The sequence below is a fragment of the Blastopirellula marina genome (genome assembly GCF_002967765.1).
Lineage (GTDB): Bacteria > Planctomycetota > Planctomycetia > Pirellulales > Pirellulaceae > Bremerella > Bremerella marina_A.
Genome location: NZ_PUHY01000004.1, coordinates 317,829 through 343,234, shown reverse-complemented (window position 1 = coordinate 343,234; position 25,406 = coordinate 317,829). Strand labels below are relative to the sequence as shown.

The 25,406-nt window shown below is 51.9% G+C and carries 22 protein-coding genes; 14 read left to right on the top strand and 8 right to left on the bottom strand.

Features of this window, described 5'->3' with window-relative positions; genetic code table 11:
- Window positions 1-202 precede the first annotated feature (202 nt).
- Window positions 203-1,126, bottom strand: a complete 924-nt coding sequence (locus C5Y83_RS02775; RefSeq protein WP_105328123.1) for a FliM/FliN family flagellar motor switch protein — start codon at window positions 1,124-1,126, stop codon at window positions 203-205.
- A gap of 398 nt (window positions 1,127-1,524) precedes the next feature.
- On the opposite strand from C5Y83_RS02775, the gene C5Y83_RS02770 reads away from it, so the two are divergent.
- Both C5Y83_RS02770 and C5Y83_RS02765 read left to right on the top strand, forming a co-directional pair.
- Window positions 1,525-2,211, top strand: coding sequence for an MIP family channel protein (locus C5Y83_RS02770; protein WP_105328122.1), 687 nt, complete (start codon window positions 1,525-1,527; stop codon window positions 2,209-2,211).
- Window positions 2,208-2,621, top strand: coding sequence for an arsenate reductase ArsC (locus C5Y83_RS02765; RefSeq protein WP_105328121.1), 414 nt, complete (start codon window positions 2,208-2,210; stop codon window positions 2,619-2,621). Before C5Y83_RS02770 ends, C5Y83_RS02765 begins: the two co-directional genes overlap by 4 nt.
- 143 nt (window positions 2,622-2,764) lie before the next feature.
- Here the strand turns inward: C5Y83_RS02765 and C5Y83_RS02760 are convergent, their stop codons facing one another.
- The gene (locus C5Y83_RS02760; protein ID WP_105328120.1) at window positions 2,765-3,031 is read right to left on the bottom strand and encodes a GlsB/YeaQ/YmgE family stress response membrane protein; all 267 of its coding nucleotides are present in this window, start codon (window positions 3,029-3,031) and stop codon (window positions 2,765-2,767) included.
- A 91-nt stretch (window positions 3,032-3,122) separates the two neighbouring features.
- Window positions 3,123-4,535, bottom strand: a complete 1,413-nt coding sequence (locus C5Y83_RS02755; RefSeq protein ID WP_233207053.1) for a sulfatase — start codon at window positions 4,533-4,535, stop codon at window positions 3,123-3,125.
- Window positions 4,536-4,710: 175 nt separating this feature from the next.
- Here C5Y83_RS02755 and C5Y83_RS02750 point away from each other — a divergent pair, with 175 nt between their 5' ends.
- Together C5Y83_RS02750 and C5Y83_RS02745 are read left to right on the top strand one after the other, a co-directional pair.
- Window positions 4,711-6,783, top strand: a complete 2,073-nt coding sequence (locus C5Y83_RS02750) for an FAD-dependent oxidoreductase (RefSeq protein ID WP_233207052.1) — start codon at window positions 4,711-4,713, stop codon at window positions 6,781-6,783.
- Window positions 6,784-6,810: 27 nt separating this feature from the next.
- Window positions 6,811-7,608, top strand: a complete 798-nt coding sequence (locus C5Y83_RS02745; protein WP_233207051.1) for an endonuclease/exonuclease/phosphatase family protein — start codon at window positions 6,811-6,813, stop codon at window positions 7,606-7,608.
- Between the two features lie 9 nt (window positions 7,609-7,617).
- Here the strand turns inward: C5Y83_RS02745 and C5Y83_RS02740 are convergent, their stop codons facing one another.
- The 3 genes from C5Y83_RS02740 to C5Y83_RS02730 all read right to left on the bottom strand — a co-directional run bounded on the left by C5Y83_RS02740 (window position 7,618) and on the right by C5Y83_RS02730 (window position 9,986).
- Window positions 7,618-8,139: a GNAT family N-acetyltransferase gene (locus C5Y83_RS02740; RefSeq protein ID WP_105328119.1), complete on the bottom strand. Its 522-nt coding sequence runs from the start codon at window positions 8,137-8,139 to the stop codon at window positions 7,618-7,620.
- Between the two features lie 396 nt (window positions 8,140-8,535).
- The gene (locus C5Y83_RS02735) at window positions 8,536-8,946 is read right to left on the bottom strand and encodes a carboxypeptidase regulatory-like domain-containing protein (protein ID WP_105328118.1); all 411 of its coding nucleotides are present in this window, start codon (window positions 8,944-8,946) and stop codon (window positions 8,536-8,538) included.
- 62 nt (window positions 8,947-9,008) lie between these two features.
- Window positions 9,009-9,986, bottom strand: coding sequence for a DUF1559 domain-containing protein (locus tag C5Y83_RS02730; RefSeq protein ID WP_105328117.1), 978 nt, complete (start codon window positions 9,984-9,986; stop codon window positions 9,009-9,011).
- Window positions 9,987-10,561: 575 nt separating this feature from the next.
- On the opposite strand from C5Y83_RS02730, the gene C5Y83_RS02725 reads away from it, so the two are divergent.
- Both C5Y83_RS02725 and C5Y83_RS02720 read left to right on the top strand, forming a co-directional pair.
- Window positions 10,562-10,996, top strand: a complete 435-nt coding sequence (locus tag C5Y83_RS02725; protein WP_105328116.1) for a secondary thiamine-phosphate synthase enzyme YjbQ — start codon at window positions 10,562-10,564, stop codon at window positions 10,994-10,996.
- Between the two features lie 48 nt (window positions 10,997-11,044).
- Complete coding sequence (locus C5Y83_RS02720; RefSeq protein ID WP_105328115.1) at window positions 11,045-11,356, top strand: hypothetical protein; 312 nt, start codon at window positions 11,045-11,047, stop codon at window positions 11,354-11,356.
- Window positions 11,357-11,586: 230 nt separating this feature from the next.
- Here C5Y83_RS02720 and C5Y83_RS02715 read toward each other — a convergent pair whose 3' ends face one another.
- Both C5Y83_RS02715 and C5Y83_RS02710 read right to left on the bottom strand, forming a co-directional pair.
- Complete coding sequence (locus tag C5Y83_RS02715) at window positions 11,587-12,564, bottom strand: N-acetylglucosamine-6-phosphate deacetylase (protein WP_105328114.1); 978 nt, start codon at window positions 12,562-12,564, stop codon at window positions 11,587-11,589.
- 20 nt (window positions 12,565-12,584) lie between these two features.
- Window positions 12,585-13,334 carry a glucosamine-6-phosphate deaminase gene (locus C5Y83_RS02710; RefSeq protein WP_105328113.1) on the bottom strand — a complete coding sequence of 250 codons (750 nt, stop codon included), beginning with the start codon at window positions 13,332-13,334 and terminating at the stop codon, window positions 12,585-12,587.
- 422 nt (window positions 13,335-13,756) lie between these two features.
- On the opposite strand from C5Y83_RS02710, the gene C5Y83_RS02705 reads away from it, so the two are divergent.
- The 8 genes from C5Y83_RS02705 to C5Y83_RS02670 all read left to right on the top strand — a co-directional run bounded on the left by C5Y83_RS02705 (window position 13,757) and on the right by C5Y83_RS02670 (window position 25,392).
- Window positions 13,757-14,785, top strand: a complete 1,029-nt coding sequence (locus C5Y83_RS02705; RefSeq protein ID WP_233207050.1) for a hypothetical protein — start codon at window positions 13,757-13,759, stop codon at window positions 14,783-14,785.
- 852 nt (window positions 14,786-15,637) lie between these two features.
- Window positions 15,638-16,576 carry a DUF1559 domain-containing protein gene (locus tag C5Y83_RS02700; RefSeq protein WP_105328112.1) on the top strand — a complete coding sequence of 313 codons (939 nt, stop codon included), beginning with the start codon at window positions 15,638-15,640 and terminating at the stop codon, window positions 16,574-16,576.
- A 103-nt stretch (window positions 16,577-16,679) separates the two neighbouring features.
- Window positions 16,680-17,069 (top strand): hypothetical protein, encoded by a 390-nt coding sequence (locus C5Y83_RS02695; RefSeq protein ID WP_105328111.1) that lies wholly within the window; start codon window positions 16,680-16,682, stop codon window positions 17,067-17,069.
- 109 nt (window positions 17,070-17,178) lie between these two features.
- Window positions 17,179-18,447 (top strand): NRAMP family divalent metal transporter, encoded by a 1,269-nt coding sequence (locus tag C5Y83_RS02690; RefSeq protein WP_105328110.1) that lies wholly within the window; start codon window positions 17,179-17,181, stop codon window positions 18,445-18,447.
- Window positions 18,448-18,791: 344 nt separating this feature from the next.
- Complete coding sequence (locus C5Y83_RS02685) at window positions 18,792-20,129, top strand: glycosyltransferase family 4 protein (RefSeq protein WP_158262202.1); 1,338 nt, start codon at window positions 18,792-18,794, stop codon at window positions 20,127-20,129.
- A 119-nt stretch (window positions 20,130-20,248) separates the two neighbouring features.
- Window positions 20,249-21,250 carry a GDP-mannose 4,6-dehydratase gene (gmd, locus tag C5Y83_RS02680; protein WP_105328108.1) on the top strand — a complete coding sequence of 334 codons (1,002 nt, stop codon included), beginning with the start codon at window positions 20,249-20,251 and terminating at the stop codon, window positions 21,248-21,250.
- Window positions 21,251-21,431: 181 nt separating this feature from the next.
- Window positions 21,432-24,563, top strand: coding sequence for a DUF6797 domain-containing protein (locus C5Y83_RS02675; RefSeq protein WP_105328107.1), 3,132 nt, complete (start codon window positions 21,432-21,434; stop codon window positions 24,561-24,563).
- A gap of 205 nt (window positions 24,564-24,768) precedes the next feature.
- Window positions 24,769-25,392: a DUF1080 domain-containing protein gene (locus tag C5Y83_RS02670; RefSeq protein ID WP_105328106.1), complete on the top strand. Its 624-nt coding sequence runs from the start codon at window positions 24,769-24,771 to the stop codon at window positions 25,390-25,392.
- Window positions 25,393-25,406 lie beyond the last annotated feature (14 nt).

The window sequence follows — 25,406 nt, the reverse complement described above, 5'->3', positions numbered from 1 at the left end:
AATACCCTGCGGAAGAATCAACGAGATCGGGGGCACGCTTTCCGCGCGAAAAATGGGTCGGTCTATTTCCAGTCCATCGGTTGCGCCTAATAGGCGGCGTTAGCTTTATCGACGGAAGTAGAATATCCGGCGGAGTGCATCCCCTACAGCCGTCAAACTGCCGGAGAACGGCGATAGCATTGACAGCAAGATTCAACGAACGCTAGCGAACGCGTTTGCGTGCCTTCAAGGCGATGTAGCGTTCCTCCGGCATCGTGATATTGGTAACACGGACGCCGAACTTATCACCGATTTTCACGGCTTCGCCCTCGGCGACCTTCTGCTTGCCAATTTCGACATCTAGCGAATCTTCGCACGACTTATCAAACTGAATAATCGTACCGATGCCGATATTTACGATGTCGTTCACCTTCATCTTCTTCTCAGCCAGAATTACCCGAATCGGCACTTCGATGTGCAACAAGCTACGGCTGTAACCCGGCAGTTCGTTGAAGCTCGCAATTCGGCTGCGTGCCGCCGCTGGCTGCTTCGAAGAAGCGGCGTCAGGGGTTGACCGTGGAGCCGGAGCACTTGGTGGCTCTGACTGGGGCGGTTCGGTTGCTGTCTCGGCAGGAGAAGTGCCGGCTAAGGCATTTTTGGGTTGCGACAATGGCCAGATCATCCAGGCTTCATGCTTCCCGCTGCTTCCTTCGAGTTCGATCGGCATTTTCGCCGGGGCATCGCCTAAAACGCCCTGCTGGCAGGCGGCCGCCAAGTCACCGACCGCTTTTACCTCAAACTCCATCGCCATGAACTCTTCCGGCAGAAGCGTCATGCCAAGTTCTTGGCCAAGGGTAGCTAGCTTGCTCTCGCCGGTGGGATCAGGCGATGTGTACCAATCAGGCAGTAGACCGCTGTCCTCGGCGATCATCACAAGGGCAGCTTCCGACTCAACATTCAACACGATTGCCAGACCTGCTTTCGACCAACTCGCTAGATCGGTTGCGGCATCAAAAGGCGAACCTTCACCAGTAGTTAACTGAATCTTCTGATCGAACGCTCGCGAGAACGCATCGGCTGCTTCGACCGCAGTGGCTTCGCAAGCCGCTTTCACACTGGCGATGGCTTCGCTGTTGAATGCTGTCATCGTCTGGTTTTTCTTTCCGCGCAGACAGTGGCTATCGAGATTGGTACATCTCTATCATCGACGCTACAGCCGTTAAACTTGATGCATTCCGCTCATTTTCCGCATGGCTGGGTAGCACCGATGCATGCACTAGCATGGTCGAGTCTGCCTCGCCAGGCACTAAAATGTTTTCAGCTAAGAGGTTGCCGCAACAACTTACGGATTCGCAGTAGTTGCGATGCCAATTGGGCATGGCTATATTGCCAGACACCCTTTCAACTACCCCGGTCCAACCTTTTCATCTCCTTCCCGAGAAACTGATCGGTTCTCGATCAGTCGTTCCTAACTTACTTAGGATTCACGCTCTCGCTTGGATGCTGAATTGCGCGATGGGACGGTTCTCAACGGAGAATATGTGCATGAGACGTTACTTGGCAGAAGTAATCGGCACCTTCGGACTAGTCTTCGCGGGCTGTGGGGCGATAGTGATCAATCAACTTCAAGACGGTGCGATTACCCACGTTGGCATCGCTTTGACATTTGGCTTGATCGTCATGGTGATGATTTACGCGTTGGGCGAGATTTCAGGAGCCCATATGAATCCGGCCGTGACGCTTGGGTTCTGGACGGCCAAACGTTTTCCCTTGAAGGAAGTCGCTCCCTATATCGCTGCGCAGTGCCTTGGCTCGATTCTCGCTTGCGTGGTGTTAAAGATTCTTTTCTTTGAACATGACACGCTCGGGGCAACACTTCCCACTGGAGACTGGTGGAAGTCTTTCGTACTTGAGTTCATTCTTACGTTCTTACTAATGTTTGTTGTTTTGAATATCTCGACAGGTGCGAAGGAAAAAGGAATCATGGCTGGTGCTGCAATTGGTGGCATGGTCGCCCTGGAGGCCATGTTTGCTGGCCCTATTTGCGGTGCTTCGATGAATCCCGCTCGGTCGCTTGGTCCTGCATTGGTGAGTGGACACCTCGAGTTCTTATGGCTATATCTAGTAGCGACCACCGCGGGAGCGCTTTTCGCGGTTCCCATTCACTTTGCGATTTACGGCAGTGAAGCCCCGTCGACGGATCCCCTAACTTCTGAAGAGAATCACCCATGAAGCGCGTCCTAATCTTGTGTACTGGCAACTCATGTCGCTCTCAAATGGCCGAAGCCTTGTGGGCCAAGCTTGGCCAAGAAGACTGGGAAGCTTACTCTGCCGGTTCAAAGCCATCGGGCTATGTGCACCCATTGGCGATTCGTGCGATGGAAGAATTAGGTATCGATATTTCTACGTACCAAAGCAAATCCGCACAGGACTTTCAGCAGCAGCCGTTCGATCTTGTGGTTACGGTTTGCGACAACGCCAAGGAAGAATGCCCGGTCTACCCCGGCGCCAAGCAAACACTTCATTGGCCATTCGACGATCCTGCTGATGCCACGGGGACAGATGAAGAAAAGCTACCGACTTTTCGACGCGTGCGAGATGAAATTCAGAAGAAGATTGCTGGTTTTTTGAATGTTGAATGACTTACCACCATGGTTGCCGCCCGTCCGTTTAATGGTAGGGAGCAATATTAAATGGCGAATTCAAAACAGCCTCGACCGCTTCTCAGCGATCGAGGCTGTTTTTGTTTTTCTTCGCAACTTGCCGTTTTATTAGTATCGGCGAATTAAACTTCGTCCGTAGGTCGTCCCGAGAAAGCCCGGTAGATTGCCAAAAGGATCATCGATCCCAAGATGGCAATGAAGAAACTCCACAGATTAAAGCCAGTGACGTCGCCATAGCCCATTCCGGTGGCGATGAATCCGCCCACCATGGCTCCACCGATACCAATCAAAATGGTCACAATGCAGCCACCAGGATCCTTACCTGGAAATAGAAACTTGGCTAAAGCGCCGGCAATCAGGCCAAATATGATCCATGACAAAATCCCCATGGTTGTTGCTCCTTACAGGAATAGGGTTTCTTTTGTTTGCAACCCTATGGGAGCAGATTGCATGCCAATTGATTCTGTACGAAACGCGCTGTTATTTCAGGCGTTGCTTTAATTCGGCCATCAACTTCTCGAGCAACTCGGCATGGTCCGGACTGTTGGCCAGGTTATTCTTTTCCTCAGGATCGTTCTCATAGTCGTATAGCTGAAGCTCTCCTTGCCCCCAAGTGACCAAGCGGTAGCGTTCGTTGCGGAGACTATACCCCATCCGCTTTTTGCTCCGGATCGTTTGCGTGATCGCAGACTTATCCCAGTTGGCATCGGGATTGTTCAACAAAGGAACAAGACTTTCGCCATGCAAACCCGCAGGAGCCTCGACGCCGCATAGCTGAGTAAGCGTTGGATAGACGTCGACCAATTCCACGGTACGACCTGAGTGCACCCCCTTCTTCTTCTGACCAGGAGCCGAAACGATGAAAGGAACACGCGCACTTCGCTCGAACAAACTCTGCTTCATCACCAATCCGTGATCCCCGAAGTGATAACCATGATCGCTCCAAAACACGACGACGGTGTTGTCACGTAAGTCGAGTCGATCGAGTGCATCAAGTAGACGTCCGACCTGAGCATCGACAAACGAAATAGTCGCCCAGTAGGCTTGCTGCGCCTCTTGTAGCTGCTGCGGATTCGCTCCTAGCCAAGGCCACGGCTTGTTGGATGCGAACGCCAGATCGGGCGCGGTCTTCACTTCAGGAAAATTGTTTTCCCATAGCGGCACTTCCTTCATCGGATACATATCGAAGTACTTCTTTGGAGCCACGTAGGGACAATGCGGGCGATAGAAACCTGCAGCGATGAAGAATGGCTTATCCTTATTCTCTTCCATTAAGCGAATCGCTTCTGTCGCGACCATGCCATCGGTCTGCTCTTCGTCAGTTCCCTCAGCGGCTAAAAAGCTGAGAGAGCTGCCCAAACCGCGTTTAGGAGTGTGATTGATAATCAGGTTCTCTTCCTGCTTGTCACGACCACTTGGATTGATACGTGTTTGCCACGAGGCGTCGTCATCGAGACCATTGGTTCCAATCTGCCCTGGGTTACCGTAGTGATAGATTTTGCCGACTCGGGCTGTGAAGTAGCCTTGCTTTTCGAAAGCCTGAGGCATGGTAACGACGTCGGGGATGACATCCCGGAAATGCTTTCGCAGATCGTAGACCGTTGTCGTATCAGGCCGCAATCCTGTCATGATCGAAGTTCGACTTGGCGAACACAGTGGAAACTGGCAGTAGGCTCGATCAAAGCAGGTTCCTTCCTTGGCTAAACGGTCGATATTAGGACTATGAACCTGAGTGTTGCCATAACATCCAAGATCATTGTTCATATCGTCGACGGCGATAAACAAGACATTCAAATGCTTGTCTTCGGCCTGAGCATTTACAGGCAAGCCAAGCAACAAGGCAAAGGTCAGAACAAGACCGCTGCGAAGCATAGCGACGCGTGTGGGAATCATGGGGGCTTCCTGGCAGATGAAATGATGTGAGGAGTCCCTTATTCTGCCCGAACCCGTAGGAACAAGCAAAGAGATTTCGCTCAGGGAGTGGACAGGAAGCTAGTTTGAACCGCGCTTCGTTTGGGCTAGGATAAGAGGATCCTCAAACATCCCTACCCCACTTGGAATCTTGCTCGTGAATCGACTTATCGTTTCTTCTGCGCTAATTATTACGTTGTTCGCGGCATCGCTCGAAGCCGCTCCTAAATCGGCACCTGAACAATACGACCTGGTAATCTACGGCGGCACCTCGGCAGCGATCACCGCAGCCGTTCAGGCCAAGAAGATGGGCAAGAGCGTCATCATCGTTTCGCCAGACAAACACCTTGGTGGTCTATCGAGCGGCGGCCTAGGCTGGACTGACAGCGGGAATAAGGGCGCGATTGGCGGGCTCTCCCTCGACTTCTATCAACGCGTCAAGACCCATTACGACCAGCCATCGGCCTGGCGTCAACAAAAGCCTGAACAGTACAGCCGTTATCGTAAAGACGACGACGCAATGTGGGTGTTCGAACCGCACGTTGCTGAGAAGGTCTTTGAAGAACTGGTCGAAGAGTTCGAAATCCCGGTCGTTCGCGACGAGTGGCTTGATCGTGCCAATGGCGTAAAGAAGGCCGACGGTAAGATCGTGAGCATCTCGACACTCTCAGGCAAAACCTACTCCGGCAAGATCTTCATGGACACGACCTATGAAGGGGATCTGCTTGCCGCCGCAGGTATCTCATACCACGTCGGCCGTGAATCCAACAATGTCTATGGCGAAACGCTCAACGGCGTGCAAACTGCCCGCGCTCATAGCCACCAATTTGACTTCCCAGTGTCGGCATACGTGATTGAAAACGACCCACGGAGCGGCATCCTTCCTCGCGTCACTACGGAAACTCCCGGCGAAGATGGAACGGGCGACGACAAGATTCAGGCTTACTGCTTCCGTATGTGCCTGACAACCGCCAAGGAGAATTCAGTCGCATTTCCCAAGCCAGAAGGCTACGATCCGAAGCAATATGCTTTGCTGGCCCGCTACTTGCAAGGTGACTGGAAGGGTGTGTTCAACAAGTTTGACCCTGCTCCGAATGCGAAGACCGACACCAATAATCACGGTGGTTTCTCGACCGACAACATCGGCATGAACTACGACTACCCGGAAGCAAGCTACGAGCGTCGGCAGGAGATCATCAAAGAGCACGAGCTTTACCAGAAAGGCTGGCTCTACTTCATTGCCAACGATCCCTCCGTGCCGAAAGACATTCAAGATCGCATGAACCGTTGGGGGCTGGCGAAAGATGAGTTTGTTGACAATGGCAATTGGCCGCACCAGATCTATGTGCGTGAAGCCCGGCGTATGATCGGCCCAGTCGTCATGTGCGAACCAATGTTGCGCGCCTTAACCCCAACGCCGAAGAGTATTGGGCTCGGATCGTACAACATGGACTCGCACAATGTGCAGCGATACGTGAACGAGAAAGGTTACGTTCGAAACGAAGGGGATATTCAGGTCAGTCCCGGCGGCGCCTACCCGATCAGCTACGATAGCGTGACGCCCAAGAAAGATGAATGTACCAATCTACTGGTTCCCGTTTGTGTCTCGTCTTCGCATATCGCTTATGGTTCGATCCGCATGGAACCTGTGTTCATGATCTTAGGACAGTCGGCCGCGACAGCTGCTTCGATCGCAATTGACCAGAACATCCCGGTTCAAGACGTGGAATACTCCGAATTGGAAGCTCGACTCTTGGCCGATGGTCAGGTGCTGCAGATGGAACGTAAGCCCAAGGCTCCGAAAATGGTCCTCGACCCCAAAAAGATGGAGGGAATCGTGATCGACGATACGGAAGCTAAAAAGAAGGGTAATTGGCCCATCAGCAGCGTTGTTTCGGGCTATGTGGGAACCGGCTACGTGCACGATGCAAACGAAGGCAAGAAGTCGATTGCTTTCCACGCCAAAGACGTGAAAGCAGGCAAGTATGACGTACGCATCGCCTATTCCAGTAATGGTAACCGTGCAACGAATGTGCCTGTGACCGTCACATCGGACGGCAAGGAAGTCTTCCGTGGCACGATCAACCAGAAGAAGGATCCCTCCATTGATAAGGTCTTTGTCTCTGTCGGTCAGTTTGAACTCGATGGAGAAGCGGTCGTGACGCTTTCCAACGAAGGGGTCAACGGATACGTCGTGGCAGATGCCGTCGCCTTAGTTCCTGTGAAGTAATCACCTTTTGATCACCGATTGTAGGTCATGATGCTGAAGAATTTTTTGCCGGTTCTGTCCCTTGTTGTGGCACTAGTACCCTTTGCCACTTACGCCGACGAGCCGGTTCAAATTCGGGTTGTTAGCTACAACATCCACCATGCCGAAGGTACCGACGCCAAGCTCAACCTTCCGCGGATCGCCAAGGTAATTACCGATGCCGATCCCGACATCGTGGCACTACAAGAGGTCGATCAAAACGTCGATCGGACAGGCACTGTGGATCAAGTCGCCGAACTCGCTAAGTTGACGAAAATGAACAGCGTGTTCGGCGGCAACATTCCACTACAAGGTGGATGGTACGGCAATGCAATTCTGACCAAGTACGCTTCGATCTCGATGACCAATCATGCATTACCCCAACTAACCGAAGGGGAAAAGCGAGGCGTCATTGAGGCGGACATCACCGTGCCAGGTCTCGATCAGCCACTCAAGTTCCTGGCAACTCACTTCGACCATCGCCGCGACGATGCCGAACGTGTCGCGTCGGCGAAGATGATCCAGAAGCTAATCGAAGGCTGGAAAGATCGCCCTGCAATGTTCGCTGGCGATCTCAACGCAACGCCCGAAAGCGAATCGATCAAGCTGATTAGCAAGGACTGGACATCGGCGAACACCGAGAACTTGAACACAATCCCCAGTTCCAAACCGACTCGTCAGATCGATTTCATTCTGTATCGACCTGCCAACCAGTGGAAAGTGATCGAGTTCAAAGTCCTCGACGAACCAGTTGCGTCCGATCATCGTGGCATCTTAGCCGTGCTTGAATGGACCGGCGGCGAATAACCTCGCCGGTTACCAAACCTTAGCAAAAAGCTCGCCGTCGATGAAACGCCCGTTCTTTCGGTAATAGTTTCGCATTCGTCCTTCATGCGTGAAGCCATTCTTCTCGAGCACACGCATGGATGCGGTATTACCGTCGAAAACCGACGCCGTGATTCGCACGATCTGAAATTCTCGCTGGAGGTAATCGCACAACACCTCCACCACATCGGTCATAACCCCTCTTCCCCACGAAGGCTTGCCCAGCCAATAGCCAATCTCGCACTTGTGGCCAACCGATAAGTCTTTGGCCCCGCATCCACCGATCAAGTGTCCCTCTGAATCGCGAATGGCGAATTGTATTGGTTGCCCGAACTGCTCCTTCTCGGCTTCGACAATCTTACACCACACGTAGAAATCTGCCGGGCGGTAGGGGTTGGGCATCAGGAGAAGCCCTCGGTGCACGTCTTGCTCTTGAAGCAGGTCAACACAGCGATCTACGTCGGCCTCTTGGAACATGGTCAGGCTCACTCCGTTTCGTACGGGAATCGTCATCCTGAGAGTTCCTGGGCAGAAGAATTATGGATAGTGCGAACTTATCATCAGACATGCTGGCTGGCGGTTGGTTCTCGTTTGCCACCAATTAATCCTGATAATACTGCGATCGGTATCAAACATGGATTTTGTTTACAATTCGGGCAAGGATAGCAAAACGATGGTCGCATCCCAAATCGATTCGCCCCTCCCATCACATTATGTAAGGCATGAACGAACTCGACGTTACGCAACTTAGCAAGACTGTTGGTTCGAAAATCGGCAATGATATTAGCTCACATTCGCACGAATACAAACAGGTTCATGATCGTTAGTTCAGCAATTTGAGAAGCGCATAAAAAAAGCGGAGCACTCATGAGCGCTCCGCTTGCAAATTAGCAAGGTCAAGCATTCGCTTTATTTTTTCAGTTCGATGGTAACTTCGTTAACACCGGCAGTCACTTCATGCGAGATGTCCGTGGTCGACTCGTTCCAGTACTTACTTGGAATCGAATTGTCGATCTGGACCGGCTTGGCTTCGGCGAGCGGATCACCGATCTTTGGTGCTAAATACACTTTATAGTTGCCAAGCGGCAACGGTTCTAGCTCGAACGTGCCATCGTCTTCAATGTTCCCGGACGATGCCATCCCAGAGGTGAGATCGAGGAAGCAAACCGCAGCTGCCGTGTAGGGCTTGCCGTTGTATTCCACTTTTCCCTTCACCGTGCCCATTTGCTCTTCCTGGGAACAGCCAACGAGCAACGGCAGCATGAGAGCCATCATCATCGCGGTGCGCGAAACGCACCGCGAGAATTTACCAAAAGTCATAGAGAATCCTTCGTCACAGATGATATATCAAGCGGCGTTTTTGAACGCCAATTGCGGCCTAATTAGAACGAGCCAATAACCTGACCATCGTAACGGCAAGCGATCCGCTTGAGTGTCTCGAAGTCGAGAACTTCAGGAATGAATCGCACGCTACCGTCGGACAGCAAGCCCATGATACCACCTGGGTGTTCCGAGTTGACAACCGTGTTGTTGCGGTACATCGCTTCGGTCGCACCCGTTTGGACGATGTTGGAGTTAGGAGCAAAACGGAGGCAAGATGTACCCGTTTGCCACAAGTCGCCACAACCAGCTGGATCGTCTACGGAACGAGGATGACGCGAACCGTACCACGCACCGTAGTAGTTCGACGTTCGATTCACTTTGTTCACGAAACCAGATTGCTCCCACACCATCATCGTGTTGGAGGTACCGTCGGTAATGTCTTTGAAACCATAGTTTTGGTTTGCGACAAGCACACCGTTGTTACACGACCAACCGTGACCGCAGTCCTTAGTACCCATGTTTGGGTTCGGACCTGGTATCGGACGGGCAGCCCCTTGATTACCAACATAGTTGGCATTCATGGCGTGATCGTTATTATGTCCTTTCAATTCATCCAAAGCACTGGAAGGACAGCGATACGCTTCGAGAACCAAATCTTCCAAAACCCGGTTTTCGGACAGGTAGTTACCACCAGCAGCACCACCAGCCATGAAGTTTGAAGTGGTCGTAAACCGCAAATTATCGACGATATTCCCCTGCTCCATCATCGGCAGGATCAACGTTCGCCAGTTGGTGCCATTCGATGGCCAGGCTTCACGCAAGTTGAAGGAACCGTAAGGCAGCTTGCGGAATGTATCGTGATAATTGTGTTGGGCGATGCCGATCTGCTTCATGTTGTTGGAACATGACATCCGACGAGCTGCTTCACGGGCCTGCTGGACGGCCGGCAAAAGCAATGCGATTAACACGCCAATAATCGCAATAACGACGAGGAGCTCGACGAGGGTAAACCCCCGACGACGGGAAAAGAGAATCATAATGGACCTCAAAATAAGGAAGTGCCGAAGCGAAACACATGATATGAGGGGTGGTCCAGAGCGATTTAGGATATCGCGTGCCTACACCAATTTCAACAAGAAAACTTCTTGTTTGTGGCTAATATATCGAGACCATGGAAAAACGAGGGGGAACACACAACCTATTTCAGGTAGAGAACCCCTTCCGATTGGCACTTTTGCACCTGTTTCATTCGTTTAGCAACACTCAGAGCTACTAAAGATTTGTTTATAGTGACCTAGAAATGACCAACTGAGATCGATCGGAAATATTGAATATATCTGCCTAACACGGGCAGATTCTCGGTAGAGGTAATCCAAACAATTAAAGAATGGTCGATTGCGTTCGCTGTGACATCCCGCCTAAAACTGATGCCTCACCATCTGAAGTACGCAGAGCCGGAGGACATGAGGGTAAAATTAACGCTTGCCGTTTTCCTGCCGATTGCTCACTCGCTCTGCTCCTGGATGCCGCAGTCTCTCAAGAAAGCAAATACCCGAAAACATCGTGGATGTCTCGATACATCCCTGAACCACCTGTTCGGCGAGATGAGAACATGAAATCCCTCACTAAAGAGTTATGGCTAGATGTCCCTAAGCGGAGAGCGATCATCTCGCTGCATAGGGAAGTTGAAGAACTGGTCGCCGAAAGCGGAATTCAAGACGGATTAGTCTTGGTAAATGCGATGCACATCACAGCGAGTGTATTTATCAATGACAATGAATCCGGGCTTCATGCTGATTACGAACGTTGGCTCGAAGCATTAGTACCATTCAACCCAGGCAGTGACCCATCTTCCGGAGGATATCTGCACAACCGCACAGGCGAAGACAATGCCGACGCGCACCATAAACGCCAGATAATGGGACGCGAAGTTGTGGTAGCGATTACCGACGGAAAGCTGCACCTTGGGCCATGGGAGCACATCTTCTATTACGAGTTTGATGGCAGGCGGCGGAAGCGGGTGCTGGTGAAAATTATTGGGGCGTAAAGATTCTCAAAACCGCAAACCTGACCACCTGCGTGGCAAATTCGATCTATGGCAGAGAAGAACACGAAGGACAAGATTGACAGAATACCGCTTTTAGGGCTTCTTTCCCGTTGCCGCGAGCTCGTCAACGAATCCGAGGATTCCGTCTGGTCGTGCATGGATGTCGAAGAAATCTACCATCGTCTCAATGATGCGGTAGAGCTCCTTAAGGAAAATCGCTCGACCGACGCGCTAGAATTACATCTGCTTTTCGCGCCGACTGGTCCGCTTCAGGAAACGTCGATTCAAAACGACTGGTCGGAAGAGTTCCTAGTGCTGGCAGAGCAATTCGACGCAACCGTTGGTAAGAAAAGATTGTGACTTTTGAGAAATGACTCTCGCTCGTCCAGTAATGCGTGAATCGGAAGCATTGTTTGGATCATTCGTTGGGCAATTCCAAGAAGTGCCAAGGTACGAACGTTCCCGGAAGTGATTGGAGGAAGATGGCAAGCGATAGAAACTCGGACATACCCAAACGGCACCTAGTCATCGAACGTCCTGCCTGACAATTCAGGTAGGAGTATCACGAAGAAAACACAGCTGGAGATGAGCTACGAGGTCGTCGCTTGTCGATCACCGTTTCGTAGCCCTAAGCCTAAAGGTAGCGGGACCACCTCGCCCATCAAGCGACGCGGATTCCCTGATGTGAGACGCTGGATTTCAGCGGAGCCCAAGCCAACGTGCAAACGTAAATTGTCAGCCATCTGCTGCATTGTTGTCGCCGACCCGACGAGATGACTATCGTCCTCAGCACGTGGAACTCCGTCTTCGCCGACGGTGACCGTCTGATCTCCAAGCGGGTAAATGCCCGGGCCACGTCCAGCAGCGGCGATGGCATCGGAGACGACAAATGCTCGTTCTGTGCCGGTAATCTCCAGGTAATTCTTTAAGGCAAAGAAGGGAACGTGAGCACCGTCCGCGATCAAACCGATTTGCAGTCGATCCGAGCGACTTAGTGCCCGCTGGATGATGTTGTCATGGCGATCCATCATTCGTGGACACCCGTTGCCGAGATGGGTAAACATCGACAACCCCGCATCCATCGCCGCATCCAGATCTTCGAGCGAAGCATCGGTATGCCCCGCGGAAACAACGATACCTTGATCGGTTAAGCGTCGGATTACGTCCTGGGTAGGATCTTGCTCGGGGGCGAGGGTCACAATGCGGACCAGACCGTCGCCGGCCTCAAGCAAAGTTTCCATTTCGGCCCAACTGGCTTGTTTGGCATGGGCTACGGGATGCGCTCCCACATAGCCAGCAACTTCGCTGATAAATGGTCCTTCGACATGGACACCTGCGATGACGCGTCGGGCAAGAGGATCGGAAGCTCGCAGTTGAACAATGCGCGAGATCCGCTCTGCCATTCGCGGAATATCATCGGTGATGATAGTTACCAGCACACTTTCAACGTTGTCGCGCTGCAGCGCCTCACAGGCTTCGTGCAAATCGTCTGAGGAAAGCGTTCCCTGATTAAAGTCGACGCCGTAATATCCGTTGATTTGCAGATCGAAGAATTTGTTATTTGGCATGAGGCTCCCAGGAAAGGGCTTCAAGACTTAGTGGAGGACGTGAGATCAGAAGCTGAAGCCACATCTAGGAACAAACCGACGTCGTCGTGTGTCTGCAAAATCGATGCCGGTACTTGCGGGGCGACCTCCCCCTCGACACTATTACGCACGGCAACCGCTTTTCGTTTATCAGGCACGCTGCAAATGATTGTCTTTGTTTTCAAAATCTGCTGACAAGACATACTGATTGCCTGGGTCGGCACTTCGTCGATCGAAGCAAACCATCCTTCACCCGCTTGCTGTTGGCGGCAAGCTTCGTCTAACTCGACAACGAGATATGGCGTTGTCGTTTCAAAATCAGCAGGTGGATCGTTGAACGCCAAATGCCCGTTCTCGCCTATTCCGACGAATGCGACATCAATTGGATTATGGGAAATCAGCTCGCCCAATTGATCGCAAACCGCATACGGGTCGCTGCTCGAACCATCCACATAGTGGAACGCTTTGAGGGGCACCTTCGAGACGAAACGCTCTCGTAGATACTTGCGGAACGATGCAGGATGCTGATCATCCAAGCCGAGATACTCGTCGAGATGAAATCCCGTTACGCATGTCCAATCAATACCTGGCTCAGCGACGAGTGCGGCCAAGGTATCAAACTGGGAAGCACCAGTCGCCACAATAATGTTAGCAGCCCCTTTTTCGACAATCGCCTGACGAATCGCTTCCCCCCCCTGTTTTGCCGCAGCGACACCAAGCTGAGGAGCGTCGTCAAAGACGTGAATCTTCATGGGGAATCATTCTATTTCTAAGGTCGCCGCATGCGGTAATTACGATCATCTTGCGGCCTGTCTTTGGCCGCATGATGTCACGAGACATCATTGTGGCAGATTCAAAAGTGAAGTCAACCAGCAACTTTTTCAGATTCGTTAAGTATAGTCAAAATAAATAGTTAGGCATCCCATACAGCCATCTTCCTCTCGTCCATTGAATCGCAAATTCCAGCGTTTGCCAAGAAAAACTGACGAAGCGTTCTGGGCATCATGGCGGAAACCACCATGCGCACGAGTTCAGTTAGGCAACCTGTAACAGCACCGGCAGCATTCCCGGCATTTTTGCGCCATAGTTCCGATAGAACTGCACAGGGCTGATCAGAGCTAAATGCGGCCCTTGGGGACTTTCTAAGATGGATCGAGATAAAGGGCGGTACACCATGCGATTTTCGTGGGGACTAACATCACTGTTTCTATGTGCCATGACGGCAACGGGCGTTGCTCAGCGAAGCTTGGACGCGGGCGAACTATTCGAGCCCACTGACATCGCAACTTGTACGGATTGCAACGGCGGATACGCACCGATCGCTTCGTGCTGCGAGTGCAACAGTTGTAGCGGTTGCGACTCGCATCTATTGAGCCTGCTTCACCCCAGTGATCATTGCTTTGATGATTTCATCAGCCCGATGATTAACTTTGTCTTCTTTGAAGATCCACGTACGGTTACAGAACTGCGACCGATCTTCGTCAATCATTGGATTCCCAGCACCATCGGAAACAACATTCCTGCTGGCGGCTCGGCCCAGCTTTATGCAGCTCAATTTCGTATCGCTCTGACAGAGCGATTGAGCATCATCGCAACCAAAGATGGCTACATTGTCGACAACTCTAACGGGGCTCTCGATACGCTTCTTGATGATGGTTGGGCAGATGTTTCCGCTGGCTTGAAGTACAACCTGATTCGTGATCCTTGGAAAGGCCGTATCGTTTCGGCTGGTTTCACCTACGAACTTCCAGTTGGTAGCACATCGGCTTTACAGGCCCAAGGGGATGGCGAATTCAACATGTTCCTTACCGGTGGACAACGCCTACTAGATGGCAACGCGCATATCTTATCGAGCATTGGCTACCGTTTGCCGGCTGATACCAGCATTCAGTCCTCCGCAATCCACTGGTCGAATCACCTCGACGTTAAGGTGACTGATTCGGTGTATGTCTTCACTGAATTGGCTTGGTGGCACTGGACCGACGATGCCTCGCGTGGCTCGAACCTGGGCGTTGCTGGTGCCGACCTTTTCAACCTGCGTAGTAATGATGTGGTCGGCAACGACCTGGTCACTCAGAACGTCGGCATGCGATTCAAGCCATCCAGCCACCTGGAAACAGGTATCGCTTACGAATTCCCGCTGACCGGCTTCAAAGACATCACCAACAGTCGCCTGATGGTCGACATGATCTTCCGCTACTAATTAAACAAGACACGAATTTTCGTTACGTAGAAGAGCCGCCTGGAGAACCCACGCGGCTCTTTTTTTTTGCCCATTCAGCACCTCACCGATCGTCCCTCATCCACGGAAATTCACGTAGGTTTTAGAGATGATCGCGATTAACATCCTCGGCCGGTATCGTCTTTTTTGTGCAATCATCTGTTTTTTTCTTGCCAAGATGATGTCAGGTGATATCATCTAGCCCAAGGAAGACACCCCATGGCTGTGTCCGCTGCTTAATTTCAGGGTGGTCTGAGCGAGAGCCGGGCCCAGCTCATGGGCTTCCTTTTATGCTCCTATTACTTTTCGTCTAAGCCATATCGATACCGATGGTTCCCCAAGTAGGTATCGCGATAGGCGAACGACACTCTCATCCATTTTTCTCTATTATTCGATGATTTCACCTGACATCATCGGCATCCTAAGAAGGGAGCGATCGAAATCAATCACTGCCCGTTTTTTGGGCGTCTGGCGTATTAGAAGGCTCAAAGCTGCGTTGTTTTTCGCGAACGATGTGAAATCTTTCTTTTACTTTTCACGGTAATTGCACCTCGATTGACACTCAATTACCGGAAACCAATTGCAGCCTGCTTGAATGGCGCGGACTTTGCACGTCGTTAGATATCGCTCATTGTCGAGCTGCCTCAAACAAAGCAAACTGCTGAGTTCATCGCCTCGAGCAAATTTTTTTGGGCACTTTGATATCAGCTGACATCACCTACAAACACTACGTTTTGCGAGCTTTTCCAACAGTCTCCAGTAACACAAATATTCAACAACTGATCTTATTTTTTCCTTACCGCTATTCCACTTAACAGAGAATCAAGGTCATCTATGAAACGTACTCACGGTTTCACGCTCGTTGAACTATTGGTTGTGATTGCCATTATTGGCGTGCTAGTCTCATTGCTTCTGCCGGCTGTTCAGCAAGCGCGCGAAGCTGCTCGGCGCATGCAGTGCAGTAATCACATGAAGCAGCTTGGCTTAGCATTTCATAACTACCACGACACCTACGGCAAGTTCATGCCGGGCGGCCTTCAAGCGAGTGTCACCTACCCATTGGGCTGGATTCCTCGCCTGTTCCCATTCTTTGAACAGGGAACTCGTTACGAGGCAATGGAATCGTTGGCGAAGGACTACATGATGACCCGGAGTCCGTACCGAAGCCACAATCAAGACAATCCCATTTTCGGTCCCGTGCCAAATATTACGTGTCCCTCTTCACCGCTGGGCGAAACGGCCTCTGACCAAGTTGTTTCCGGTAACTTCCCCTACCAAGATCAGCAAGGTGGTCTTCATTACCGAGCGAATGGTGGTTCGATCGATATCGAGTATCACCCACCAGCAACAAGCTCACGCCCTGGTTACTCATCTTCCGGTGTCCTTTACCCTAACAGCAAGACACGATTCGCGGACATGGTCGATGGGACCACTAACACTTTGCTGCTTGGGGAACTATCGAGCACCCAGGGCTGGTCGAAATCGCCGAATATGGCAACTGGTTTCGGCGGCATCAAACCATGGGTATGGGGCTTCTACCGCTATAACGATACCGATTGGCTGATGATCGATCACAAGATGGTTCAGTTTCCTATCAACTATCAGGGCGTCTTCGAGACCAACTCGACTCCTTTCGGAAGCTACCACCCAGGCGGTGCGATGTTCGCGATGTCAGACGGAAGCGTCACGTTCCTTGCCGAAACGATCCGACTCGACGTGCTCAAGGCACTCGCAACAAAGAACAACAGTGAAGTGATCCCTGACTTCAAATAGAGTACCTTTTCGACGCTGCCGCGCCATTGATCGGATGACCGCGGCGGCGTTTTTCTATTGCACCTTCACTAATCAAAATCTTCGTATGCAGTAATCGTGTCTCATGAATAAGTACTTCACACTCTTCGTTCTCCTAGTCACCGCAATAGTCGGGTGTGGTCCCGCTGGCCCAGAAATGGGTAACGTTACGGGAACCGTTACCTATAAGGGAAAGCCGTTAACTACCGGCACGATCACGTTTATCCCCGAAGCAGGTGGACTTCCGACGGCATTTGCCGACATACGGGAGGATGGTACCTACGTCGGTAAGACGCGCGACTTTGGAGAAGGTGTTCCTGTTGGCAAGCACCGAGTCATGATTGTCGCCGTCAAAGACAACGGGCCGGAAGCGCCGGTAGAAGCCATCCTTCCAATGAAGTACAGTAGCGACCAACAATCAGGCCTCACAGCGGATGTGACCTCAGGCGAAAATGTCGTTGACTTTTCTCTTTGAAAAGTGCCTGCCGCTCTTGCGATAATACCTCTCCACCTCACGTCCAACCTACGATCGATCAACCTGCACAAAAGGTTGATCGATTTCTTCGTATGAAAGCCAGGTCTTTATGTCCGAAGCCACAGTAGAAACCCAGAACAAGATTTCCTTTCTGCGAATTATCAAAGCGATTGGCCCAGCGATCGTTGTTGCCTCCGTCGTCCTGGGACCGGGCAGTATTCTCTCGAACTCGAAGGTCGGGGCAAGTTATGGCTACGACATGATCTGGGTGCTGGGGTTGGCCTCGCTCTTCATGGCGCTGACGGTCTTTCTCGCCGCGGTCCTAGGGATCAGCTACGAGAAATCTCCCTTCACAGAAATTGCCGATCGCTTGGGAAGACCATTCGCAATCGTGATTGGGCTAGTCTTCTTTTTGATTACCAGTTGTTTTCAATTCACCAATAACCTAGCAATTGTCGACGTAGTCAACATTGCCATTGGCAGCAACGCCGAGGGGGTCATGGCTCAATACGGCTCGTTGATCGTGATCGTGCTGGTGAATCTTGGCCTCGTCTGGGCACTTTACGGCAGCTCGGCTCCTTACCAGTTCATCGAAAAGCTGATGATGTTGATGGTGGGCATCATGCTGGTCGGTTTCGTTGTCAATTTGGTTGTCGTTTGGCCGCCAATTGATGAGGTAGCTCGCGGTTTTATTCCACAGATGCCGAGCGGAAGCGACATCGTCATGCTCGTGGGAATGTTCGGCACCACCTTTTCGATTGCGGGTGCGTTTTACCAGATCTACGGAGTCCGCGAAAAGAAATGGACCCGCGATGATCTGGCCAACGGAATTGTCGACTCGATTGCTGGCATCATGGTCTTAGGTGGCATCAGCTTTGTCATCATGGTCACTTCTGCGACCGTGCTGCGGGGTAGCGATGTTTCCAGCATTACCGACGTCGCCAAACAGCTGAACCCGCTTATCGGTCCCCGAGCCGAAGTAATGTTCTGTGTTGGATTGGCGGCAGGGGCGTTCAGTTCGTTGCTGGTCAACGCGCTAATTGGAGGGACCGCCCTTAGCGATAGTCTCGGTTTACCAGCAAGCGTAAATGACGGCCCCGTCAAGATGTTCACCGTTGCGGGCCTAGCTGTTGGCATGATCGCCGCCATCATCATCAACTGGCTGCAATGGTCGAGCGTGAATTTGATCGTGACCGCTCAGGCACTTACCGTTGTCGGGGTTCCACTGCTGGCATTCGCCATGCTGTACCTTGCCATTCACCTGCCGCCGTCTCGCCTCAAGGTCCCATCCTGCATGATCGCAACGTGCTCGATGATCATCGCTGTGGTTATCTCAGGACGCATGGTCATGATTCTGTTCGAGAAGCTCACAGGCTAGTCCTTACTTCAGATCACTTGATCGTTTATTTGCGCTGGTTGCGCTTGCCACTGCTAGCACCGCACCAGCGGCTAAACGGTGAGTCGTTTGCCGCATCTTACAAGCGAGCAATTGAACTCTTATCACTGCGTTTTTGTTCGCATCATCTTGGGACGGCTCCAAAGCGAGTTTTTCTCGGTAAAAAACCCAAGTTTGGGGCTTGGATTTGGCTTCGGATCTTCCGTTATTCCCGCACGAACATTGGGGTTTGGCCCAAATATCGGTTCTGCTATTATCCGGCTCGGCGAATGGAACCAATTCGCTTGTTGGAGACCACGGATCGGGACGATTTAATGGACTTACCGATGCGTCGATTAATGATCGACATCACGCACACCGCATCGCACGATTACAACACCGGCATTCAGCGCGTTGCCCGGTGCTTGGCTCGCGAAGCCGTTGCGTATTCCGCTCGCAACGGGATCGAATGTTTCCCGGTTGTTCACGTCGATGGCAAATTCGCCCACGTCGACCGTTGGTGCGCCGCTCGTGGATATCGTCGAGCATCCGTCGATGTTCAAGCCTTGGTAAACGGAATCTTGCCCAGTTGGGTGAGCACTTCGAATCGCCTGCGCGTGAGTAAGATTGTCACGCGAATGCGAAAACTGCTCTACCCACGAACGATCGATCGCAATGTGCGAAGAATAATTCGCTCGTGGCGAGCCTCTCTGGAACCTGCGAACCCTGGTCCAGGTGATGTTATCCTGATGCCAGATTCCTGGTGGGACCTGCCAGAAATGTTCGATGCGGTTCATAACGCTCGAAATAACGGTGCTCTTGTCGGCGCCATGGTTCACGATTTGATTCCGGTCCGTTATCCGGAGTTCTTCACCGGTCACGTTCAGAATAACTTCTCGCGATGGATCGAACGATTGATCCACTCCGTCGATTTTATGATTGGCGATGCAAAAGCGATTGCCGACGACCTACGAAGTTACGTCCACGAGAAAAACGGCCCCCTCGAAGACTGGAAAATTCGCCACGTCCGCCTCGGTTGCGACCTGGGCGATCCACAAGAGTCTGCGGAAGCAAACGTATCCGCTGACTTGGCGAAATTGTTCGTCGATCGTGACAAAGCGCCTTACTTGATGGTGGCGACCCTTGAGATTCGTAAAAACCACCACTATCTACTCGATGCCTTCGAAAAGCTCTGGGCGGAGGGTAAAGACGTTTCGCTGGCCTTGGTTGGTCAAATTGGCTGGAAGTGCGACGATCTTGTCCAACGTATTGCAAATCATCCAGAAGCTGACAAGCGATTGCACCTGCTTAACAATATTGATGACGCGACTTTGTCGTATATCTACGAACGAAGCAAAGCTTTCGTCCTGAGTTCGAAGTCCGAAGGTTTTGGACTTCCGATCGTTGAAGCGGCTCATCATGGGCTACACGTTTTCGCGAGCGACATTCCTATCTTCCGGGAAGTCGCAGGACCAGAAGGCAGGTTTTTCTCGCTCGACGATCCCGGTCATCTAAGTCAACTGATTTCCCAATTCGAAGCCGACCAGGAATGGCGAACGCCTCCTCAGATGCAAACGCTCAACGAACCTTGGTCGGTAGTTTTCCCTAAACTTTTAGACACAGTCGGTGATATCGCCCGTGACATTCAGCACGAGCGTAGTCAGGCAGCCAGGACGGCCGCTTAAAAAGATCTACACGGACAACGATCGCGATTGGAATTGACGTTTTATTGTTAAGAAGAATCCGCTAATCTTGTCTCCCCCTGGATGGATCCACGTCAGCAAAAAAAGGCATAAGAACTGTCATGGCGAACATTGCACTCATTACCGGAATCACGGGCCAGGATGGCTCGTATCTGGCCGAATTCCTGCTCGACAAGGGTTACGAAGTACATGGCTGTTATCGTCGCAGCAGTACGAATTCGTTCGAGCGGATTCACCATTTGGTCGACAAGATCGAACTTCACTGCACCGATCTGCTGGACCAGGCTTCGATGGAACGCCTTGTTCGCAAAGTCTCGCCAACGGAAGTCTATAATCTAGCGGCCCAAAGCTTTGTCGGCAGCAGTTGGGATCAACCGATCCTGACAGGCGAAGTCACCGGACTGGGCGTCACGCGACTTCTGGAAGCAATTCGCCAAGTCGATACATCGATCCGCTTTTACCAAGCCAGCAGTAGCGAAATGTTTGGCAAGGTTCACGAAACACCTCAACGAGAAACAACTCCGTTCCATCCGCGCAGCCCTTACGGCGTCGCCAAGGCATACGGACATTGGATGACGGTCAACTACCGCGAGAGCTACGACATGTATGCGTGCGGTGGGATTTTATTCAATCACGAATCGCCTCGTCGTGGTCTCGAATTCGTCACTCGCAAAATCAGCGATGGCGTTGCCCGTATCAAGCTGGGCATGGCCGATGAACTTCGATTGGGCAACCTCGACGCCTGCCGCGACTGGGGCTTTGCTGGAGACTACGTCGAAGCAATGTGGTTGATGCTACAACAAGATGCTCCGGTCGATTATGTCATCGGAACCGGTGAGACCTATCGCGTCGGCGACTTCGTTCAAATCGCCTTCGATCGCGTTGGTTTGAACTGGGAAGATCATGTGGTGATCGATCCGAAGTTCTACCGCCCCGCCGAAGTCGAGTTGCTATTGGCTGATCCCGAAAAGGCACAGACCGAACTCAACTGGAAGCCAAAGATGTCGTTCCAAAAATTGGTCGAAGAGATGGTCGATCACGACATGCAGCGACTCGCTGGCTTTGCTAAGCCTGAACTGAAAGTCATGCGAAAGTCTGCCTAACCAGCGATTTCGTTCCGACAGGTTCGACGACACAATAATCAACAGGCCGATCGGTTTTCACCGGTTGGCCTGTTTTCGTTTCTACGAGGCGTGAATTCGCCCGAGAGAACGGCTATATTGAAGATCTGCCTGCAATTCCCTGCAGTCCCTCCTTCATAGCAATTCTTCCTGAGTCGTTCGCATGTCCCGTCAGAAGTCTGCACTCTGCGTTTGGTGCTTCCTGCTTCTCTTAGCCGTTAACAACTCCGTCGGGGCTGCAGAATCCGATGAATTCTGCCGCCCTGATGAGTCGGCCATCGCGATGTTCAAGATTCCAGAGGCCTATGATGCAAAGTTCTCTGACTTGATTGCCAAATCGGCCAGCGAGAACGGCGACGTCGATCGCGGCATGAGCGTATTCCGATCGACCAAGTATGCCTGTCTTTCGTGCCATAAGATTGGGGCCCAAGGAGGAACCGTCGGTCCAGACTTGTCGGATCTCGGAAAGAGAATGAAGCCCGAGCAGATTGTGGAAGCTGTATTGTGGCCAACGCATACCGTGAAGCCGGAGTATGCCGTCTGGTTATTTCAGCTGGCCGATGGACAAAGTGAAAAGGGATATAAACGAAGCGAATCAGCTCATTCCATCGAAGTTGTTGATCCGGCGACGGGGAAGATAACGACCATCTCACGGGATGATATTGAAGCTTCACGTGATACTGGCACGTTGATGCCAGTTGGCCTGGCCAACGCAATGAGCATTTCTCAACGCCGCGATCTGGTGCGATTTCTGATCGAACTTGGACATCGCCCAGAACTAGCCCAGCAAGTTCATCTACCAGAGACACCGGCCGAATTTGATTACGACCGAACGCCGCTTGATCCGAGCCAGTGGCAGCTGAGCAAACATCCTGTCAATCGAGATCGCCTGTACGACTTCTACCGCAAAGAAGCGATGTTCTTCGGTTCGCAAACACGTCCCCCGCATTTACTTCCTGCCTATCCAGGCCTGGATGGCGGGAGCCAAGGGCACTGGGGCAATCAGAACGAAGAGACGTGGAAGGATGGCCGCTGGAGCCAAGTCGATAAAACGCCGGTTCTCGCAGGCGTCACTCACTTGCCCGGCAAGGCAATTTCGAAAGGAATCTGCATTCAACTGGGTGACCAGGGAGAACTATCGGCTTGTTTCAATCCAGAGACCCTTTCATACGAAGCTCTTTGGCAAGGCGGCTTCGTCAGCTTCTCGAACGTGCGGCACGGCTTCATGGATGGCTTGCGGCCAGTCGGCAAGATGTTGCCTACGCCTGAATCCTCGAAGCCCCATCAACCGTTTAGGTACCTCGGTTATTATCGAATTGGCCAACGCATCGTGTTCTCGTATCGCATTGGTGACAAATATTACTTGGACGCCCCTTGGGTAAGTGATGGGCAGTTCGAACGAACAGTTGCCGAAGCGGACAGACACCCACTTGCCTCGCAGGTTAAGGCTCCACCTTCGCAATGGCCGACCGAAATAACGACGACCGGAACACTTGGAAGCAACGATAGCCCATACACCGTCGATACTATCCAGCTACCTTTTGAAAACCTGAACGGCTCGCTATTGTTCATTGGTGATCACGACTTCCTCTCGGACGGAACAGCAGTCCTCTCAACGATGACGGGCGACGTGTGGTTGGTCTCAGGATTGGACGAATCGTTGGAAGACGTGCGTTGGAAACAGTTTGCCTCCGGCTTGCATCAACCTTTAGGGATTGTGGTCGACAAGGACCAGATCTACGTTCTGGGACGTGATCAGATTACCAAGCTGGTCGATCTAAATGGCGACCGAGAAGCCGACTACTATCAGTGCTTCAGCAACTCGTTCGCGACCTCGCCAGGCGGACACGACTTCACATGTGGCCTGGTACGCGATGACCAAGGCCGGTTTTATACCGCATCTGGCAAGGATGGTGTGGTTCGAATTTCAGCCGATGGTCAAACATCGGAAGTCGTTGCCACTGGGTTCCGCAACCCTGACGGCCTCGGTCTAACATTGGATGGCAAAGTTACGGTCCCTTGCAGTGAGGGAGGTTGGACACCTGCGTCGATGATCTGCCTGGTTAATCCAGAATCAGCCCCGGTGCAACATTTTGGTTACCGAGGTCCGAAGAATGGCCAAGCCCCCTCTTTGCCGCTGGTCTATTTGCCACGCGGACTGGACAACAGCAGCGGCGGCCAAGTTGCGATCGATGACAATCGGTTCGGCCCACTCAACGGACATCTAGTACACACGTCGTTCGGAATGGGGACTCACTTCCTCGTCCTCCGTGACGAAGTCAATGGTCAATCGCAAGGTGCCGTTGTTCCGCTACCAGGAGAATTCCGTTCCGGGATTCATCGTGCCAAGATGAATCCGCATGATGGCCAGCTGTACGTAAGCGGCATGACCGGCTGGGGATCCTATACGCCTGACGATGGTTGTTTCCAGCGTGTGCGCTACACCAGCAAGCCAACTCAATTGCCGATCGGTTTCCATCTGCATGAGAATGGCATCCTCCTGACGTTTGCTGAACCGGTCGAAGCGGATTCAATTCGCGAAGCGAATTCTAACTTCGCCCAGGTTTGGAATTACCGATACAGTTCTGGTTATGGTTCGCCGGAACTAGCCCCCAGCCATCCTGGCGTCGTCGGTCACGAAGCGGTTGAAATTGGCTGCGTGCATCCTGTCGGCGAAAAGTCGGTCTTCGTTGAGATTCCAGAGCTTCAGCCAGCGAATCAATTACACCTCTTACTGACAGTCGACTCTGGCCCACCGCAAGAGATGTTCTTTACCGTCCATCAGCTTGACAAACCGTTCACTAACTTTCCTGGCTATCGGCCGATTGAGAAAGTAATTGCGGCCCATCCGCTACTGCAAGACATGGCGTTATTGGGAAACCGTAAACCGAATCCTTGGCAATCCAAACCGAAAGCCACTCCCGAAGCCATCTTACAACTGGCGGCGGGACCGAACCTGACTTACTCAACGAAAGAGTTACGTGTAAAAGCGGGAGAATTAGTACAGCTGACATTCGTGAACCCGGACGTGGTCCCGCATAACTGGGTGTTGCTCAAACCGGGTAAGTTGGCAACCGTTGGCGAATTAGCCAATAAGCTGGTCGCAGACCCTGCAGCCGCTTTGAATCAGTACGTCCCCAAGTCGGACGCCGTCCTGAGCTACACCGACATTGTCGAGCCCCAAAAGGAGTTCACCATCTACTTCCATGCACCTCAGCAGCCAGGACGTTATCCATACCTATGCAGCTTTCCGGGGCACTGGATGGTGATGAACGGCGAATTGATCGTTGAATAGACGCGAAACAGATCTAAGGATCGCGCGACTAAGATTCTCAATTACCCCGCCAGTGCCAGACAATAGCCCCTTCCACATGAGCGATATCACGTGATGTCCACGCAGTTCTCCCTTGATGGCTATTTGAATTCCAGTGGCTACAATCGGTAGGTACAAAACAATCGTTTCTACAAGTTTTGCCACTCGATTCTCGATTAGGATTCCCATGATTTTGCCACGTATTTTGTCGTGCACCTTTGCTATTCTCGCTGTCACATCGCTGGTTTCCGTCGCTTCGGCTGACGACGCCAAGTGGACTACACTTTTTGATGGAAAGACCCTAGAAGGTTGGGAGAAGATCGGCAACGACGATAGCCACTGGGAAGTGAAAGATGGTGCCATCCAAGGGACAGGCAATCCTTCGATGTTGGTAAACACCACGGGACCTTACAAGAACTTCAAGTATCGCGCTGAAGTCAAAATCAACGACGGTGGAAACTCTGGTCTTTACTTCCGCACCACCCGACGTCCTGGCTTCATGGATGGATACGAAGCTCAAATCGACAGCACGCATACCGATCCGATTCGTACCGGCTCGATCTACGGCATGTGCCACGTCTACAAGCAACTCGTCAAGCCAGGCGACTGGTTCACCTACGAGTTGGAAGTTCGTGACGACGTTTGGCGTGGACGCGAAATGACCCGCATCAAGGTCACCATCGACGGAAACGAACTGTACGAATACTTGGACTTTGAAAAAACCTTCAAGGAAGGTCACTTCGCTTTCCAACAGCACGACCCAGGCAGCAAGGTTAGCATCCGTAAAGTCGAAGTGTTGCCACTTAAGTAGTCTTCAACAACCAA

What these genes read in the sequence shown, in the direction of transcription:
- C5Y83_RS02710 (WP_105328113.1), bottom strand. Translation starts at nt 13,334, where the DNA reads ATGAAGATTCACGTCTTTGACGACGCTCCTCAGCTTGGTGTCGCTGCG.
- C5Y83_RS02725 (WP_105328116.1), top strand. Translation starts at nt 10,562, where the DNA reads ATGAAATCCCTCACTAAAGAGTTATGGCTAGATGTCCCTAAGCGGAGA.
- C5Y83_RS02720 (WP_105328115.1), top strand. Translation starts at nt 11,045, where the DNA reads ATGGCAGAGAAGAACACGAAGGACAAGATTGACAGAATACCGCTTTTA.
- C5Y83_RS02740 (WP_105328119.1), bottom strand. Translation starts at nt 8,139, where the DNA reads ATGACGATTCCCGTACGAAACGGAGTGAGCCTGACCATGTTCCAAGAG.
- gmd (WP_105328108.1), top strand. Translation starts at nt 20,249, where the DNA reads ATGGCGAACATTGCACTCATTACCGGAATCACGGGCCAGGATGGCTCG.
- C5Y83_RS02775 (WP_105328123.1), bottom strand. Translation starts at nt 1,126, where the DNA reads ATGACAGCATTCAACAGCGAAGCCATCGCCAGTGTGAAAGCGGCTTGC.
- C5Y83_RS02715 (WP_105328114.1), bottom strand. Translation starts at nt 12,564, where the DNA reads ATGCCAAATAACAAATTCTTCGATCTGCAAATCAACGGATATTACGGC.
- C5Y83_RS02690 (WP_105328110.1), top strand. Translation starts at nt 17,179, where the DNA reads ATGTCCGAAGCCACAGTAGAAACCCAGAACAAGATTTCCTTTCTGCGA.
- C5Y83_RS02695 (WP_105328111.1), top strand. Translation starts at nt 16,680, where the DNA reads ATGAATAAGTACTTCACACTCTTCGTTCTCCTAGTCACCGCAATAGTC.
- C5Y83_RS02765 (WP_105328121.1), top strand. Translation starts at nt 2,208, where the DNA reads ATGAAGCGCGTCCTAATCTTGTGTACTGGCAACTCATGTCGCTCTCAA.
- C5Y83_RS02755 (WP_233207053.1), bottom strand. Translation starts at nt 4,535, where the DNA reads ATGATTCCCACACGCGTCGCTATGCTTCGCAGCGGTCTTGTTCTGACC.
- C5Y83_RS02745 (WP_233207051.1), top strand. Translation starts at nt 6,811, where the DNA reads ATGATGCTGAAGAATTTTTTGCCGGTTCTGTCCCTTGTTGTGGCACTA.
- C5Y83_RS02735 (WP_105328118.1), bottom strand. Translation starts at nt 8,946, where the DNA reads ATGACTTTTGGTAAATTCTCGCGGTGCGTTTCGCGCACCGCGATGATG.
- C5Y83_RS02760 (WP_105328120.1), bottom strand. Translation starts at nt 3,031, where the DNA reads ATGGGGATTTTGTCATGGATCATATTTGGCCTGATTGCCGGCGCTTTA.
- C5Y83_RS02675 (WP_105328107.1), top strand. Translation starts at nt 21,432, where the DNA reads ATGTCCCGTCAGAAGTCTGCACTCTGCGTTTGGTGCTTCCTGCTTCTC.
- C5Y83_RS02700 (WP_105328112.1), top strand. Translation starts at nt 15,638, where the DNA reads ATGAAACGTACTCACGGTTTCACGCTCGTTGAACTATTGGTTGTGATT.
- C5Y83_RS02685 (WP_158262202.1), top strand. Translation starts at nt 18,792, where the DNA reads ATGCGTCGATTAATGATCGACATCACGCACACCGCATCGCACGATTAC.
- C5Y83_RS02670 (WP_105328106.1), top strand. Translation starts at nt 24,769, where the DNA reads ATGATTTTGCCACGTATTTTGTCGTGCACCTTTGCTATTCTCGCTGTC.
- C5Y83_RS02705 (WP_233207050.1), top strand. Translation starts at nt 13,757, where the DNA reads ATGCGATTTTCGTGGGGACTAACATCACTGTTTCTATGTGCCATGACG.
- C5Y83_RS02730 (WP_105328117.1), bottom strand. Translation starts at nt 9,986, where the DNA reads ATGATTCTCTTTTCCCGTCGTCGGGGGTTTACCCTCGTCGAGCTCCTC.
- C5Y83_RS02770 (WP_105328122.1), top strand. Translation starts at nt 1,525, where the DNA reads ATGAGACGTTACTTGGCAGAAGTAATCGGCACCTTCGGACTAGTCTTC.